A 16,628-nucleotide genomic window follows, 5' to 3' on the forward strand; every position below is an offset into this window, starting at 1 on the left:
GAGCCCGATGTGCGAGGCGACCAGACGCTTGACCGCGCCGGCGTCGATCAGCTTGCCGATGTCCACGCCCTTGCGGGCCGTGTCGTTGGCGATGATCGTCAGGTCGCGTTTGCCCTGCCGCACCAATTCGTCGATCACCCGATGGGGCGAACCGACACCCATGAACCCGCCGATCATCAGCGTGGCGCCGTCCGGTATCTTCGCGACGGCATCCGCAAGGGCGGTCACCTTGGACATGTGGAATCCTCACGTTGTCTTGGAAACGGTCTCAGACGCTCCGTCCGGCGGGCCGCGATCGTCGGGCGCCCCCCGCGGGGGACGACGATCCGGCCCGGGCCGGCGGTGGCCGGTCGGGGCGCGAGGCCCCGCCGGCGGGTCGCTCGGCGGCCGCCCGAGCCGTGAGGCTCGGGCGGATCGTCGAACGGGACGATCGGCTCACTGCGCGGTCCAGGCACCGTCGATCGAGATCGAGGCCCCGCGAACCTGAGCGGCCGCGTCCGAGGCGAGATAGGCGGCGAGTTCGCCGATCTGTTCGGGCGTGGCGAAGTCGAGCGACGGCTGCTTCTCGGCCAGGAGCTTGTGACGGGCTTCCGGCTCGGTGATGCCGTCGCGGGCGGCGATGGCGTCGATCTGCTTCTGGACCAGCGGGGTCAGCACCCAGCCGGGGCAGATCGCGTTGGCGGTGATGCCGGTGCGCGCGGTCTCCAACGCCGTCACCTTGGTCAGGCCGACGACGCCGTGCTTGGCGGCGACATAGGCCGCCTTGTTGGCGGAGGCGACGAGACCGTGGGCCGAGGCGATGTTGATGATCCGGCCGAAGTTGCGGGCCTTCATCCCCGGCAGCGCCGCGGCGGTGGCATGGAACACCGCCGACAGGTTGATGGCGATGACCGCATCCCAGCGCTCGGCCGGGAAGTCTTCGATCGGCGCCACGAACTGGATGCCGGCGTTGTTGACCAGGATGTCGACCCGGCCGAAGCGGGCTTCGGCGGCGGCGACCAGGGCCCGAACCTGATCGGGCTTGGACAGGTCGGCGCCGTCATAGGCCACTTCGACGCCGTAGGTGTCGGCGAGGCCCTGGCGGATCTTCTCGATCTCGGCCGGGTCGCCGAAACCGTTGATGGTGAGCGCCGCGCCGCGGGCGGCGAGAGCTCCGGCGATACCGAGACCGATACCACTGGTGGAGCCGGAAACGACGGCTACTTTGCCTTTGAACGACATGTCAGACGAGCCCCGTGAGGTAGTAGAGACCGATCACCACGAAGACCATGCTGGTCTTGATGCAGGTGATGGCGAAAATGTCCTTGTAGGACGTCTTGTGGGTGAGACCGGTGACCATCAGCAGCGTGATCACCGCGCCGTTGTGCGGCAGGGTGTCCATGCCGCCGGAGGCCATCGACGCGACCCGGTGCAGCATTTCGAAGGGGATATGAGCCGCGGTGGCCATCTCCTTGAAGTTGGTGGCCATCGCCGCGAGGGCGATGCCCATGCCGCCCGACGCCGAGCCGGTGATGCCGGCGAGCGAGGTGACGGTGACGGCTTCACGGATCAGCGGGTCGGGGATGGCGGCGAGACCGTCGCGCACCACGACGAAGCCCGGCAGGGCGGCGACGACGGCGCCGAAGCCGTATTCCGACGCGGTGTTCATCGAGGCGAGCAGGGCGCCGGCGATCGCCGACTTGGTGCCTTCGGCGAACTTCGCGAAGATCGTCTGGAAGGAGAAGACGAGGACCACGAGGATGCCGACCAGCAACGCGCCTTCGAGAGCCCAGATCGCGGAGATCGAGGAGATCTTGGCGACGGTGACGCCCGGCTGGCCCTGGGTGATCCACGCGACCGAGTAGCCGTCCTGGTAGAACACCGGGATGAGCTTGTTGGTGAAGATCCAGTTGACGACGCCGACGATGATCAGCGGCGAAATCGCGATCCACGGGTTGGGCAGATGCGTGGCATCGACCACTTCCGGTTCGTTGATGTGACCTTCACCGTAGCCTTCGCCGGCGGCAGCGGCCGAGCGGCGACGCCACTCGAGATAGACCATGCCGATCGCCAGGATGAGGATGCCGCCGATGGTGCCGAGGATCGGGGCGGCATAGGCGTTGGTGCCGAAGAAGCTGGTCGGGAGGATGTTCTGAATCTGCGGCGTGCCGGGGAACGAGTCCATGGTCGCCGTGAAGGCACCGAGCGCGATGGTGCCGGGGATCAGGCGCTTGGGAATGTTGCTGGCCCGGAACATCTCCGCGGCGAAGGGATAGACCGCGAAGACCACGACGAACAGCGAGACGCCGCCGTAGGTCAGGATGCAGCCGACCGCGACGATGGCGAGCATCGCCTGGCCGGCGCCGAGGATCTTGACGGTCGCCGCGACGATCGACTTGGCGAAGCCGGACAGCTCGATGAGCTTGCCGAACACCGCGCCGAGCAAGAACACCGGGAAGTAGTTCTGGACGAAGCTGACCATCGCCACCATGAACTTACCGGTGAACATGGCCGGCACGGCGCCGGGGTCGGTCAACAGAACCGCGCCGAGCGCCGCGATGGGCGCGAACAGAATGACGCTCATGCCTCGATAGGCGACGAACATCAAAAACAGAAGTGCACCGAGTGCAACGATGAAACTCATAGATCCTTCCCCCTTACGTGCGTGTCGTACTTGCTTTTCTTCTTCGGTCGCGTGACGGCCCGTCGGTCGTCACGATCGCCTTCCGGTCGCAGGTCCCCCCCTGGTCCCGGGCGATGGTCCCGGTCGCCCGGTGTCCGGGCCGCCCGGGGATCCCCCCGAACCGTCGTCGAGCCGAGTTTCGAGCGCATCGGCTGCGGGCGGCCGCCGTTCTGTGGCACCCGAACCCTTCCGCCGCCGATCCCGAACCGGGTCTCCGCCGTATGAAGGGTTCTGTTACCCACTTCGGCTCAAATCGTCGTGAGTGTTTTTACTTCGGAAGTCAAATTACGAGATGCGAATATTATACTAAAGGAGGGATATAACTATCGGGCCCGCTCTGTACGACGGCGAACTACGCCACAAGGCTCGGCGAATACCCGCAAACGACGACGCACCGATCCACGACGATCGCGGCAGCGATCATCGTCGGCGTCGGGTCTCGGGATTCGGTCGGTCGTCGCGCGTCGCTCCAGTTCCTCCCGTCGGCGTCTCGATGCGCCTTGGGCGACCGTCGCCGGTCACCATCCGGCCCTCAGCAAGCGGCGTTCCAGTCGGGCCCGACGGCGAAAGCCCAAGGGATCCGCGGGGTGGGACGACGGCCGGGAAAAGCCCTGTCTCGAATTCGAGACGGAGGGGCCGACAGAATCGGTTCGACGGGCCTGAAAAGCAAGAGAACTCGCCGAGTCTCGAAATCGAGACGTCAGTCTCGCTGTTTGGACGCGAGACCGAGCCGCGCCATCTTCTTGTAGAGCGTGGCGCGGGACAGATCGAGGATCGCCGCGGCGTCGTCGACGCGGCCGCGCACCGCCGCCAGCGTGTCGCCGATCAGCGTCGCCTCGAAGTCGGCGAGGGCGGCGGCATAGGTCCGGCGGCCGGCGGTGGCGGCGGCGACCATCGGGCGCGGCAGCACCGCGGCGAAGTCTTCGGCGGTGAGCACCGGTGTATCCGACAAGATCACCGCACGTTCGATCAGATTGCACAGCTCGCGGACATTTCCGGGAAAGTCGTAGCAGGCGAGCAGATCGATCGCCCCCGGCGCGATGGCGCGGCGCGGGAAGCCGTTGGTGGTGATCAGGCGGTCGAGCAGGTGGAGGGTCAACGCCTCGAGGTCGGTCAGGCACTCGCGCAAGGGCGGCAGGCGGATCGGCAGCACGTTGAGGCGATAATAGAGATCGCGGCGGAAGCGGCCGGCGGTGACCGCCGATTCCAGGTCGACGTTGGTGGCGGTGATCACCCGGACGTCGACGCGGATCACCCGGTTGGACCCGAGCGGTTCGATCTCGTGCTCCTGCAGCGCCCGGAGCAACTTGGTCTGGAGCGTCAGCGGCATGTCGCCGATTTCGTCGAGGAACAGCGTCCCGCCGTCGGTCAATTGGAACTTGCCCTCGCGCGGGCGGCGGTCGGCGCCGGTGAAGGCGCCCGGCACGGTGCCGAAGAACTCGGCCTCGAGCAGGGTCTCGGGCACCGCGGCGACGTTGACGGCGACGAAGGGCTTTTCGGCGCGTGCCGAATTGTCGTGGATGGCGTGGGCGATCAGTTCCTTGCCGGTGCCGGTCTCGCCCTGCAGCATGACCGTGGTGTCCTGGGCGGCGGCGCGGCGGGCGAGGCGCTTGACCTCGAGGATCGCCGGCGAGGTGCCGATGTATTCGTCGAGCGAATATTTGGCCCGGCGCTGGGCGTTCAGCTTCTCGCGCATCTGGGCGAGGTCGGTCTGCAGCTTGGTGATCTTGGTCAGCAGCGGCTTCAGGGCGTTGACGCGGTCGAACAGGACGAAGCCGACGGCGCCGATGACCAGGCCGTCGTCGTCCTTGATCGGCATGCGGGTGACCACCAGCTGGCGATTGCCGAGCTGCATGATGTCGAGCGGAATGGCCTCGCCGGTCTCCACCACCCGCCGCAGCAGGCTGTTGGGGATGATGTCCTCGATGTCGTGGCCGATGCCCTCTTCGCCGCTCTTCAGGCCGAGCAGCGGCAGATATTTCTCGCTGATCCACACGATGTGGCCGAAGCGGTCGACGGCGATGGTGCCGGCGCCGACCTCGTCGATGCGCTGGAGGATGGTCTCGATGGCGCGCTCGTGCATGTCGCCGGAGTGCTGAGGGACGATCGCGACGTCGGTCATGCGGGGTCTCCCAAGCGTCGACCCGACGACCATCGCGGCGCGGCGCGGCGACGGCGTCCGGCCCGGCGATTACGCCCGACCGCAGGGGTTGCGGTCAAGGACGGGCCGCGGACATGCCTCCATGCGTCACGGATGCGGCGCGCGCCGACAGCGCCTCAGGCGCGGCCGAAGCGCGGGAAGGAAAAGGCACGCCCGCGGTTGCTCAGCCAGCCGGGATGGTCGTCGCCGATGCCGCCGGCGGCGCAGCGGGCGCGCAGGCAGCGTTCGCGTTCGCCGAGCGCGACCAGCGCGTCGCGCATCAGATCGGCGGCGCGGCCCCATAATTCGGGATGGGAGTCGGAATGGGCGCGCTGGCGCTGCAAGTCGGAGAGGTCGATCGGCTCGCCGACCACCGCGATGCACGGGGCGTCGCGACGGATGCCGGAGCGGAAATTGGCGCGGACGTCGGCGAGGAGGTCGTCGGAGAGGCCGTTGACGAAGACCGGCAACACCAGCGGCCGAGCCTCGAGGGCGATGCGGCCGGCATCGGGGTGGGCGGTCAGCAATTCGTAGGGGTCTTCGTCGGCCGCCGAGGATCCGGCGGCATGGACCGCGACGAAGGAGTCCGGGCGGGCGAGGAAGTCGACGGTGCGGCCCATGGCGTCGTGATCGAGGGCGCGGCGGCCCGGACGGTCGTCGAAGGGCGGCCACAGCGCCCCCGCCCCGACCAGCATGTTGGTCACCATGCCCATCGGATGGTCGTAGAGGAAGGTCGAGGGCACCGGGAAGATCATGTCGCGCGCCCAGGCGACGCGGCCGCTGAGCAGGGCGAGCAGCAGCACGTAGCGATCGAAGAAGCTGCGGTGGTTGGAGACCAGCAGCACGCCGCGTTCGGGGCGCAGCGCCGCGGCGCGTTCCAGCCCGTCGACGAACATCCGCCGGGCGAGGCCGGCGCGCATCCACGAATAGGACACCGAGCGCAGGAACATCGTCTGCATGCGTTTGCCGCGGGCGGTCTCGTTGGCGAGGCGGCCCAGCGTGCGGGCCATCCGCTCGACGCGCGACAGGTTCGTGGCGGGTTCGGCCCCGCTGCCGTCGACCATCACCGACACCTCGGTACTCCCCCCGGCCGATCGGGCGTTCTGGTGCGCCCGCATCGATGGTTCTGCGATCCACGACCGCATCTTCGGCTATTACTCCATTCCGAAGCGTCCGTGTAGGGCCCGCCCTAGGGTAAACAGACGGTTTCCGCCCGGTTTCCGACTTCCGTGGCGCCGCCGTCACGGCGGGGCACGGGCGCCTCCGGGGCTCTGCGTAGGCCGGGTGCGACGCGGTGCGGCGCACCCTTCGCCGGCATCGCCCGGCAAGGGCCGCGCCGGGCGGCGCGCGCGGGATCTCGTCCCTTCGGGGGAGGGGCCGGTCGGAGGGGCGACAGCGGCAGTGCGGTATGTTATCGAACCGAAATTCCCGCACCCCGCGTTCCAACAAAGATAGGGTTCCGTCCATGCTCGCAAGTTATCGTCAGCATGTCGCCGAGCGCGCCGCCCTCGGCATTCCGCCCCTGCCGTTGTCCGCGGCGCAGACGGAGGCGCTGATCGCCCTGTTGCGCGATCCGCCGGCCGGCGAAGCGGCGGTGCTCGTCGATCTCCTCACCCACCGCGTCCCCGCCGGCGTCGACGACGCGGCGCGGATCAAGGCCGGGTTCCTCGACGCGGTCGCCAAGGGCAAGGAAGTCAACGCCCTGGTGTCGCGCAAGCTCGCCACCGAGTTGCTCGCCACCATGCTCGGCGGCTTCAACATCCGGCCGCTGATCGATCTGCTGCCCGACCCGGAGGTCGGTGCGGTGGCCGCCGAGGGTCTGAAGAAGACCCTGCTGATGTTCGACTATTTCCACGACGTCAAGGAACTGGCCAACGGCGGCAACGCCAACGCCAAGGCAGTGATCCAGTCCTGGGCCGACGCCGAATGGTTCACCTCGCGCCCCGAGGTCCCGGCTTCGCTGACGGTCACGGTGTTCAAGGTCAACGGCGAGACCAACACCGACGATCTGTCGCCGGCCCCCGACGCCTCGACCCGGCCCGACATCCCGCTGCATGCGCTGGCCATGCTGAAGAATCCCCGCCCCGGCATCGTCCCCGACGAGCCCGGCGTGCGCGGCCCCCTGAAGCAGCTCGCGGCGCTGGTCGCCAAGGGTCTGCCGGTCGCCTATGTCGGCGACGTGGTCGGCACCGGCTCGTCGCGCAAGTCGGCGACCAACTCGGTGCTGTGGTTCACCGGCCAGGACATCCCCTTCGTCCCGAACAAGCGCTTCGGCGGCGTGTGTCTCGGTACCAAGATCGCCCCGATCTTCTACAACACCATGGAAGACGCCGGCGCTCTGCCGATCGAGCTCGACGTCACCAAGATGGAGACCGGCGACGTCGTCGAGCTGCGTCCCTATGACGGCAAGGCGCTGAAGAACGGCGAAGTGATCGCCGAGTTCACCGTCAAGTCCGACGTGATCTTCGACGAGGTGCGCGCCGGCGGCCGCATCCCGCTGATCATCGGCCGCGGCCTGACCGCCAAGGCGCGGGAATCGCTGGGCCTGCCGGTGTCGACGCTGTTCCGGCTGCCGACGGTGCCGGTCGACACCCACAAGGGCTACACGCTCGCCCAGAAGATGGTCGGGCGCGCCTGCGGTCTGCCCGAGGGCACCGGCATTCGTCCGGGCACCTACTGCGAGCCGCGGATGACCACGGTCGGCTCCCAGGACACCACCGGCCCGATGACCCGCGACGAGCTCAAGGATCTCGCCTGCCTCGGCTTCTCCGCCGATCTGGTGATGCAGTCCTTCTGCCACACTGCGGCCTATCCGAAGCTGGTCGACGTCCAGACCCATCACGAGCTGCCGACCTTCATCTCCAACCGCGGCGGCATCTCTCTGCGGCCCGGCGACGGCGTGATCCACTCCTGGCTCAACCGCCTGCTGCTGCCCGACACCGTCGGCACCGGCGGCGACAGCCACACCCGCTTCCCGATCGGCATCTCGTTCCCGGCCGGCTCCGGCCTCGTCGCCTTCGCGGCGGCGACCGGGGTGATGCCGCTCGACATGCCGGAATCGGTGCTGGTGCGCTTCAAGGGCGAGATGCAGCCGGGCATCACGCTCCGCGATCTGGTCAACGCCATTCCCTATGCGGCGATCCAGGCCGGCTCGCTGACCGTCGAGAAGAAGGGCAAGAAGAACGTCTTCAACGGCCGCATCCTGGAGATCGAAGGTCTGCCGGATCTCAAGGTCGAGCAGGCGTTCGAACTCAGCGACGCCTCGGCCGAGCGTTCGGCGGCGGGCTGCACGGTGCGGCTCTCCAAGGAGCCGATCCTCGAGTACATGACCTCGAACGTCACCCTGATGAAGTGGATGATCGCCAAGGGCTACGAGGATCGCCGCTCGCTCGAGCGCCGCATCGCGGCGATGGAGGCGTGGATCGCCAAGCCGGAACTGCTCCAGCCCGACGCCGACGCCGAGTACGCGGCGGTGTTCGAGATCGATCTGGCGACCATCACCGAGCCGCTGCTCGCCTGCCCGAACGATCCCGACGACATCAAGCCGCTGTCGGCGGTCGCCGGCGACACCATCGACGAAGTGTTCATCGGCTCGTGCATGACCAACATCGGTCACTTCCGCGCCGCCGGTAAGATCCTCGCCGGCAAGTCGGACATCCCGACCCGCCTGTGGGTGGCGCCGCCGACCAAGATGGACGCCCACATCCTCTCCGAGGAGGGCTACTACTCGACGCTGGGCAAGTCGGGCGCGCGGATGGAGATGCCGGGTTGCAGCCTGTGCATGGGCAACCAGGCGCAGATCCGCAAGGGCTCGACCGCCATCTCGACCTCGACCCGCAACTTCCCCAACCGTCTCGGCATCGACACCCGGGTCTACCTGTCGTCGGCGGAACTGGCGTCGGTGGCGGCGCTGCTCGGGCGGATCCCGACCTTCGCCGAATACATGGAGCAGGTCGGCGGGCTGAAGGCCAAGGCGGCCGAGGTCTACCGCTACATGAACTTCGATCAGATCCCGGAATTCGCCGAAGTCGCGGCGACGCTCGACGCCTGATCGCCTCCCCTCCGGTCGCCCCGCGCGGGGCGATCGGTGCGTGTCTTTCCCCGCCCTCGCCACCGGTTCCGCCGGAGACGGGGGCGGTTTCGTGTCGCGTCCCGGAACGGCACGCCCGGGAGCGGCGGCGTTCACACGGATTGACGAAGCCTTTCGCGGGCCGAGCGAACTTAACCTCCCGTTTACCCTGATCGCCGAATACTCCGGCCCATGTCGAGGGTTGGAACGAGCGGCCGGACGGGGACCCGATGAGCGTGGGAATCGGCGTAGAGACTGCGTCGCGGGAGTCCGTCGCCCTGAGTACCGGGGCGTTGGAAGCGCTGGCGCACGTGTCGACCCGCCTCGGGGTGTCGATGTCGGTGGAGCGGCTGCGCCGCGATCTCGTCGACGAGGGCCGCGATCCGAGCGTCCGCCGCCTGATCAAGATCGCCACCGACGCCGGGCTGAAGGTCCGCGCCACCCGCCTCGAGTGGTCGCATCTCGGCGAATTCGGCCGGGCCTTCCCGGTCATGCTGCGCCTCGACGACGGCTCGTGGATGGTCGCGGAAGGCTTCCGCGGCGAGGGCGAGACGCCGGTGGTGATGATCCGCGACCCGCGCTCGATGGATGCGCCGGCGCTGGCGATCGACGAATTGCGGCTGACCGCCCACTGGACCGGCGAAGCCCTGCTGGTCAAACGCCGGCCCGGGCGAATCGACGATACCCAACCCTTCGGATTCGGCTGGATGCTCGGGCAGGTGCTGCGCGAGAAGACGCTGTTCCGCGACGTGGCGCTGGCGGCGCTGGTGCTCAGCGTCCTCGCCCTGGTGCCGCCGATGCTCTACATGGTGGTGGTCGACCGGGTGCTGGTGCATCACCGCCTGTCGACGCTGGTGGTGCTCGTGATCGGCATCACCGTGGTGCTGATCTTCGACACCATCCTCGGCTTCCTGCGCCGGACGGTGATCGCCGTGGCGGCGGCCAAGATCGACGCGCGCATCGGCATCCACGTGTTCGATCGCCTGCTCGGCCTGCCGATCGACTTCTTCGACCGCAACGCCACCGGCCTGATCGCCCACAAGCTCGGCGAGGTGCGGCGCGTGCGCACCTTCCTCACCGGCCAGCTGTTCGGCGGCATCCTCGACGTCACCACGCTGGCCGTGCTGGTGCCGACGATGTTCGTGCTCGACCCGATCCTGGCGATGTTCGTGCTCGGCATCGGCTGCGTCATGGCGACGATCATCTTCGTCTACATGGGACCGGTGCGGCGGGCCTATGTCGGGGTGATCGAGGCGGAACATCGCAAGAGCGCGATGATGATCGAGACCATCCAGGGGATGCGGACGATCAAGACGCTGGCGCTCGAAGGGCGGCGGCGCAACGAATGGGACACCTGCGTGGCGGAGGCGGTGCGCACCGCCACCGATCTGCAGTTCCTGGTCAACCAGCCGCAGACCCTGCTGGCGCCGCTGGAGAAGTCGATCTACGCCGGCTCGCTGTGTCTCGGCGCCTATCTGGCGATCTCCGAGACCAGCGTCGTCTATGCCGGCACGCTGGTCGCCTTCACCATGATCGCCACCCGCGCCACCCAGCCGATCGTCGCGCTGGCCGGCATGATGCAGCAGTATCAGGAGGCCCGCGGCGCGCTCGCCGAGGTCGCCTCGGTGGTCAACGCCAAGCCCGAGACCCGCCGCGAGAACGGCGTCAAGCCGCAGATGCGCGGGGCGATCGCCTTCCACGACGTGCGCTTCACCTATGCGGGGGCGGCGACGCCGGCCCTCGACGGCATCGAATTCGCGATCAAGCCGGGCACGGTGGTCGGCATGATGGGCCGCTCCGGCTCGGGCAAGACCACGGTGACGCGGCTGCTCCAGGGGCTGCACCAGTCCTATCAGGGGCTGATCAAGATCGACGGCGTCGACATGCGCGAGATCGATCTCGACCACCTGCGCTCGCGGATGGGCGTGGTCCTCCAGGACAGCTTCCTGTTCAAGGGCACGATCCGCGAGAACATCCTGATGGCCCGGCCCGACTCCTCGCCGAGCGAGATGATCGAGGCGGCGCGGATGGCCGGCGCCGAGGAGTTCATCGAACGGCTGCCGCGCGGCTACGAGACGATGATCGAGGAGGGCGCCTCCAACCTGTCGGGCGGCCAGCGCCAGCGCCTGGCGATCGCTCGGGCACTGGTCACCGATCCGTCGCTCTTGATCTTCGACGAGGCGACCAGCGCCCTCGACCCGGACAGCGAGGCGATCATCTCGGAGAACCTGCGGCGCATCGCCGTCGGGCGCACCGTGGTGATGATCTCGCACCGGCTGACCTCGCTCACCGAATGCGACCAGATCCTGGTGCTCGAACGCGGCCGCCTGCACGACGCCGGGCGCCACGACGATCTCCTCAAGCGCTGCGAGACCTATCGCCATCTGTGGTTCCAACAGAACCGTCACCTCACCTCGGGAAGCGATCATGCGCGCCATGCGACTGCAGCTGTCGCCCGCGGCTGAGCGGACGGCCCGACGCGACGTCGCCGACTTCCAGTCGGATTCCGCCGAGATTCTCGGCGCGCGGATCTCGTTCCTGTCGCAGCTGACCCTGCACGTCCTCGCCGCGATGGTGGTGGCGGCGATCGTCATGGCCGCCCTGATGCCGATCGATCGGGTGGTGACGGCGCGCGGTCGCGTCACCTCGGTGCAGCCGAAGATGGTGGTGCAGCCGCTCGAAACCTCGATCATCCGCCAGATCAACGTCCGCGAGGGCCAGATCGTCCGGGCCGGCGAGGTCCTGGCGACCCTCGATCCGACCTTCTCGGGCGCCGACGTGCGGATGCTCGCGCAGCGCATCGCCACCCTCGAGGCCGAGACCGCGCGCCTCCAGGCGGAGCTGCGCGGCGTGCCGTTCCAGGCGGCCTCGACCGAGCCGACCGAGGTGCTGCAGGAGCGGCTCTACGGGGCGCGCGCCGCCCAGTACCGGGCGTCGCTGATCGGCTACGACGAGAAGATCGGCGCCGCCCAGTCGCTGCTGGAGCGGGCCAACAAGGAACTCGGCTATTATGGCGAGCGCCTGGGACTGATCCGTGAGATCGAGACCATGCGCACCACCCTGCAGGAGCGCCAGACCGGCAGCCGGCTCAACACCATCATCGCCTCCGACCAGCGCGTCGAGATCGAGCGCAACGTCGCGGTGCAGCGCCTGACCCTCGAGTCGGCGCAGCACCAGCTCGACGGCCTCCGGGCCGAGCGCGACGGCTATCAGCGCAAGTGGGTCGCCGACGTCGCCGAACAGCTGGTCGACAAGCAGCGCCAGCTCGACGGCGCCCGCGACGACATGGCCAAGGCCGGCAAGCGGCGCGAGTTGATCGACCTGCGCGCCGTGCAGGACGCGGTGGTGCTGCAGATCGGCGACATCTCGATCGGCTCGGTGGTCGAGAGCGCCAAGAAGATCTTCACCCTGGTGCCGCTCGGCGGCGGGTTGCAGATCGAGGTCGAGGTCGCCGGCAACGACCAGGGCTTCGTGGCGGTCGGCCAGCCGGTGGTGCTGAAGTTCGACGCCTGGCCCTATACCCGCCACGGCACCGGCCGCGGCGTGGTGCGCTCGGTGTCGGGCGACTCCTTCCGCCAGACCACGGCTACGGGGGGATCGGGGCCGGCGATCTATCTCGCCCATGTCGACATCGTCGATTCCAACCTGCGCGGGATTCCGGCCGACTTCCGCTTGGTGCCCGGCATGCCGGTCACCGCCGACGTGGCGGTCGGATCGCGCACCCCGCTCGGCTATCTGCTCGACAAGGTGATTCCGCTGCTGACCGAGGGGCTCCGCGAGCCATGAGCAGGAACGATCGTCACGACAAGGGACTGATCGGCCGGACGCTGGCGCGGTTCGGACTCGGCGGCGGCGAACCCGCGCCGCTCGAACAGGCGCGCCTGGACATCGCCGAAGGTCGGCCGGCGGAGGCCGCGCGGCGGCTGGCGCCGATGGCCCGGGCCGGCGACGCCGAGGCCCAGATCGAACTCGCCCGTCTCTATGAGACCGGCCGCGGCGTGGTGCGCAATCTCGCCGATGCGGCGATGTGGTACGAGGCCGCGGCGAACCGCGACCATCCGGAAGCGATCGCCCGTCTCGCCACCCTGCTGATGTCCGGCGACGGCGCGGCGGCGGGCGGGGCGGTGCTGTCGGCCCTGTTCCCGAACGGCGTCGGCGTCGGCCGCGAGCCGGAGAAGGCGCGCGAACTGGCGGTGCGGGCGGCCGAAAAGGGTCACGTCGCGGCCCAGGCGCTGGCCGGCTATCTCCATGCCGCCGGCATCGGCGGACCGGTCGACATGGCCGCGGCGCTGGCCTTCTATCGGCCGGCGGCGGAGGCCGGCAACGCCGAGGCGGCCCTCGGCCTCGGCACGCTGTTCGCCGGCGGTCATCTCGGCAAGGCCGACTTCGCTACGGCACGGCCGTGGTTTTCGCGCGCCGCCGAGTCCGGCAACGCCACAGCCCAGACTTCGCTCGCCGTCGATCTGCTGCAGGGCCTCGGCGGCCCCGCCGATGCGCCGCGGGCGGTCGAGCTGCTCGGCCGGGCGGCAGCGATCGGTCACGGACCGGCACTGCGGATGCTCGGGGTGATGCACCTCCAGGGCGGCCACGTCACCCGCGACCTCGCCCAGGGCGAGACCTTCCTGCGCTCGGCCGTCGCCCGCGGCGACGTCGAAGCGGCCTTCCGGCTCGGCGAGCTGGAGGCCGAGCGGGTGCCCGGCGAAGCCCGTGAGTGGTATCGCCGCGCCGCGGAACACGGCCACAAGGGGGCGATGCGGGCGCTCGCCGAAATGCTGCGCCATGGCCGCGGCGGTCCGCGCGACGCGGTCGCCGCCTCGCAGTGGCTGCGCGCCGCGGCGGAAGCCGGCGATCGCGACGCCCAGTTCGGGCTCGGGGTGGCCTATGCGGTCGGCGACGGCGTCGGCTGCGATCTCGGCGCGGCGGCGAGCTGGTCGCAGCGCGCGGCGGAGGCCGGACATTCCGCCGCCAAGGTCAATCTCGGCCGCTTCTTCATGCAAGGGGCCGGCGTCGCCCGCGATCCGGCGGTCGCCCTGCGCTGGCTGCGTTCGGCGATCGACGACGGCGAGCTGGCGGCGATCGTCGCGCTCGGCGAGCTCTTCGCCTTCTGGGCCGAGCCCGCGGACCCGGTCCGCGCCCGCGCCCTGTTCGAACACGCCGCGCGCATCGGCGATGCGCGCGCCCGCGACCTCCTCGACCGGCTCGACCGGGACGACGCCGAACGCGCCGCCCGGACGCCCCCTCGACCCTGACCCGCCGGCGGCGCTCGCCGCCGTCCGCCGTTCGTTCTCCCGCCGCGACCGTCCCGAGAGGCATCGCCGGCGCCGCCCCCCTCCCTCGCCGAGGACCCGATCATGCAGACCGAAAGCTACGCCTCCCACCCCAAGAAGATCCTGATCACCGGTGGTGCGGGCTTCATCGGATCGCATCTGGGCGAGCGCCTGCTCGGGCGCGGCTACGAGGTGCTCTGCGTCGACAACTATTTCACCGGCAGCCGCACCAACATCGCCCACCTGATGGATCACCCCCGCTTCGAGGTGCTGCGTCACGACGTCACGTTCCCGCTCTATGTGGAGGTCGACGAGATCTACAACCTCGCCTGCCCGGCCTCGCCGATCCACTACCAGTTCGATCCGGTGCAGACGACCAAGACCAGCGTGCACGGCGCGATCAACATGCTGGGCCTGGCGAAGCGGACCAAGGCCAAATTCTTCCAGGCCTCGACCAGTGAAGTCTACGGCGATCCGGCGGTCCATCCGCAGACCGAAGCCTATTGGGGCAACGTCAATCCGATCGGCATCCGCTCCTGCTACGACGAGGGCAAGCGTTGCGCCGAGACCCTGTGCTTCGACTACAATCGTCAACACAACGTCCGCATCAAGGTGGCGCGGATCTTCAACACCTATGGGCCGCGGATGCATCCGGCCGACGGACGGGTGGTGTCGAACTTCATCGTCCAGGCGCTCAAGGGCGAAGCCATCACCCTCTACGGCGACGGCAGCCAGACCCGCGCCTTCTGCTATGTCGACGATCTGGTCGATGCCTTCGTCAAGTTCATGGAAGACACGCCGGATACGTTCGTCGGCCCGATGAATCTCGGCAACCCCGGCGAATTTTCGATCCGTGAACTGGCCGAGATCGTCATCGAACTGGTGGGCTCGCGCTCGCGAATCGAATATCGGCCGCTGCCCGCCGACGATCCGAAACAGCGTCGTCCCGACATCTCGCTGGCCAAGCAAACCATCGGCTGGGAGCCGAAGATCGCTCTACGTGACGGCTTGAAAGAAACCATCGCCTACTTCCGCAAGATTGTATCTCAATGACGTCGAGTCATGTCATCGGGTCGTTCTGCTCGTGAGAGCAAAAGGGGGCGACCGTCTTCATCAGTTTCTGGAGGTTGGATGACTCGACGTGAGCTGACGTCGAGTCGCCGTCTTCGAATTGTCGCATGACGAATCGATGCAGGCTGCCTCACACAGATCGTGACGACGGACGAATCCTCGGTGACGAGACGCCTCGTTCGCAGATCCGTAACTCTGTAGATCCCAATTTAATCCCAGATTAACCGTTGGTGCCTCAGAATCCCGTTTGATTGAAGACGACCGTCCGGAATCGTGTCCCGCCCTGCGCGCGGGGCCGGTCCGGAGGACTTCAGAGGGATTGGCACCGTGGCGACCTTTCAGTATGGCAACACCCCGACGACCGCGACCGTGACGGGCGCGACCGCAATCAGCAGCGGGACCGGGAACGACGTCATAAGCGTGTCGGGGTCGCTCACCGGAGCGCTCATCGACCTCGGTGACGGGACCGACCAACTGAAGCTCGGGGCCGCTTCGACGGTCACGGTTCGAAACGTCGAGACCCTCACCGGCAGTGCTTCGGCAGACCTCATCACGCTCGCCAGTCAGGCGACGGGCGGGCTGTTCGATCTCGGTGCCGGGACCGACACCCTGAAGCTCGGGGGCTACGACAACACGCTCACGGTCGCCAACGTCGAGACCCTCACCGGCGACACCGGTGACGACGTCATCACGGTGCGGTCGAGTTCGACCGCGATCGCCGTCGACCTCGGCGCCGGGCACGACACGCTGACCCTCGGCGCGGCGACCACGGTGGCCTTGTCCAATACGGAAGTGGTGATCGGCAGCACCGGCGCCGATGTGGTGACGTTGGCGACGCGCAGCGTCGACGCCACCATCGACCTCGGCGCCGGCTTGGACAAGCTGGTGCTCGGGGCCTTCGTCAACACCGTCACCGTCGCCAACACCGAGACCGTGGTCGGTGCGGCCAATGCCGACACCGTGGTGCTGTCCTCCGCGGTCACCGCCGCGACCATCGATCTGGCGGCCGGCGCGGATTCGCTGACCTTCGGCGCCTTCGTCAACACCGCGACCGTCTCCAACGTCGAGACGATCACCGGCGGCCTGTCGGCCGACACCGTGACGCTGGGCGCGCAGGCGACCGGCGGGCTGATCGATCTGGCCGGCGGCGCCGACAAGCTGACGCTCGGCAACTTCATCAACACCGCGACCGTCGCCAATACCGAGACCATCGTCGGCGGCACGACCACCGACCTGGTGACCCTGTCCGGCGCCGTCGCCGGCGTCACCGTCGATCTCGGCACCGGCAGCGACAAGCTGACCTTCGACGCGCTCGGTGCGACCGCGACGATCTCCAACGTCGAAACCATCGTCGGCGGCGCCGCCACCGACGTGGTGACGCTCGGTGCGGCGGTGACCGCCGCCACCGTCGACCTCGGC

Annotated in this window: 10 protein-coding genes and 1 pseudogene; 6 read left to right on the forward strand and 5 right to left on the reverse strand. The window is 68.5% G+C overall.

Features of this window, described 5'->3' with window-relative positions:
• The 5 genes from EYW49_RS21865 to EYW49_RS21885 all read right to left on the reverse strand — a co-directional run.
• The coding region (locus EYW49_RS21865; RefSeq protein WP_323052976.1) for a CoA-transferase at nt 1–237 on the reverse strand (237 nt) is incomplete at its 3' end.
• Between the two features lie 198 nt (nt 238–435).
• The gene (locus EYW49_RS21870) at nt 436–1,221 is read right to left on the reverse strand and encodes a 3-hydroxybutyrate dehydrogenase (protein WP_131311747.1); all 786 of its coding nucleotides are present in this window, start codon (nt 1,219–1,221) and stop codon (nt 436–438) included.
• 1 nt (nt 1,222) lies between these two features.
• Complete coding sequence (locus EYW49_RS21875) at nt 1,223–2,623, reverse strand: GntP family permease (RefSeq protein WP_131311748.1); 1,401 nt, start codon at nt 2,621–2,623, stop codon at nt 1,223–1,225.
• A 739-nt stretch (nt 2,624–3,362) separates the two neighbouring features.
• The gene (locus EYW49_RS21880) at nt 3,363–4,784 is read right to left on the reverse strand and encodes a sigma-54 interaction domain-containing protein (protein ID WP_131311749.1); all 1,422 of its coding nucleotides are present in this window, start codon (nt 4,782–4,784) and stop codon (nt 3,363–3,365) included.
• Between the two features lie 155 nt (nt 4,785–4,939).
• Nucleotides 4,940–5,866, reverse strand: coding sequence for a lysophospholipid acyltransferase family protein (locus EYW49_RS21885; RefSeq protein WP_131311750.1), 927 nt, complete (start codon nt 5,864–5,866; stop codon nt 4,940–4,942).
• A 401-nt stretch (nt 5,867–6,267) separates the two neighbouring features.
• On the opposite strand from EYW49_RS21885, the gene EYW49_RS21890 reads away from it, so the two are divergent.
• The 6 genes and pseudogenes from EYW49_RS21890 to EYW49_RS21915 all read left to right on the forward strand — a co-directional run.
• Entirely contained in the window at nt 6,268–8,853 is a 2,586-nt protein-coding gene (locus EYW49_RS21890; protein ID WP_131311752.1) for a bifunctional aconitate hydratase 2/2-methylisocitrate dehydratase, read from the forward strand.
• A 248-nt stretch (nt 8,854–9,101) separates the two neighbouring features.
• Complete coding sequence (locus EYW49_RS21895; protein ID WP_131311754.1) at nt 9,102–11,336, forward strand: peptidase domain-containing ABC transporter; 2,235 nt, start codon at nt 9,102–9,104, stop codon at nt 11,334–11,336.
• The gene (locus tag EYW49_RS21900) at nt 11,299–12,657 is read left to right on the forward strand and encodes an HlyD family type I secretion periplasmic adaptor subunit (RefSeq protein WP_131311756.1); all 1,359 of its coding nucleotides are present in this window, start codon (nt 11,299–11,301) and stop codon (nt 12,655–12,657) included. Before EYW49_RS21895 ends, EYW49_RS21900 begins: the two co-directional genes overlap by 38 nt.
• Nucleotides 12,654–14,120 (forward strand): tetratricopeptide repeat protein, encoded by a 1,467-nt coding sequence (locus tag EYW49_RS21905; protein WP_131311758.1) that lies wholly within the window; start codon nt 12,654–12,656, stop codon nt 14,118–14,120. The genes EYW49_RS21900 and EYW49_RS21905 overlap by 4 nt, the downstream gene beginning before the upstream one ends.
• Before the next feature lie 102 nt (nt 14,121–14,222).
• On the forward strand, nt 14,223–15,191 hold the full coding sequence (locus EYW49_RS21910) for a UDP-glucuronic acid decarboxylase family protein (RefSeq protein WP_131311760.1): 969 nt from the start codon (nt 14,223–14,225) through the stop codon (nt 15,189–15,191).
• 438 nt (nt 15,192–15,629) lie between these two features.
• Nucleotides 15,630–16,628 (forward strand): annotated as a pseudogene (locus tag EYW49_RS21915) (hypothetical protein); the annotation flags it as partial.

The sequence above is a fragment of the Siculibacillus lacustris genome (assembly GCF_004328075.1).
In the GTDB taxonomy this organism is placed as follows: Bacteria; Pseudomonadota; Alphaproteobacteria; order Rhizobiales; family Ancalomicrobiaceae; genus Siculibacillus; species Siculibacillus lacustris.

Coding starts and splice junctions, on each gene's coding strand:
- EYW49_RS21910 (WP_131311760.1), top strand. CDS start 14,223: ATGCAGACCGAAAGCTACGCCTCCCACCCCAAGAAGATCCTGATCACC.
- EYW49_RS21875 (WP_131311748.1), bottom strand. CDS start 2,623: ATGAGTTTCATCGTTGCACTCGGTGCACTTCTGTTTTTGATGTTCGTC.
- EYW49_RS21900 (WP_131311756.1), top strand. CDS start 11,299: ATGCGCGCCATGCGACTGCAGCTGTCGCCCGCGGCTGAGCGGACGGCC.
- EYW49_RS21905 (WP_131311758.1), top strand. CDS start 12,654: ATGAGCAGGAACGATCGTCACGACAAGGGACTGATCGGCCGGACGCTG.
- EYW49_RS21885 (WP_131311750.1), bottom strand. CDS start 5,866: ATGGTCGACGGCAGCGGGGCCGAACCCGCCACGAACCTGTCGCGCGTC.
- EYW49_RS21880 (WP_131311749.1), bottom strand. CDS start 4,784: ATGACCGACGTCGCGATCGTCCCTCAGCACTCCGGCGACATGCACGAG.
- EYW49_RS21890 (WP_131311752.1), top strand. CDS start 6,268: ATGCTCGCAAGTTATCGTCAGCATGTCGCCGAGCGCGCCGCCCTCGGC.
- EYW49_RS21895 (WP_131311754.1), top strand. CDS start 9,102: ATGAGCGTGGGAATCGGCGTAGAGACTGCGTCGCGGGAGTCCGTCGCC.
- EYW49_RS21870 (WP_131311747.1), bottom strand. CDS start 1,221: ATGTCGTTCAAAGGCAAAGTAGCCGTCGTTTCCGGCTCCACCAGTGGT.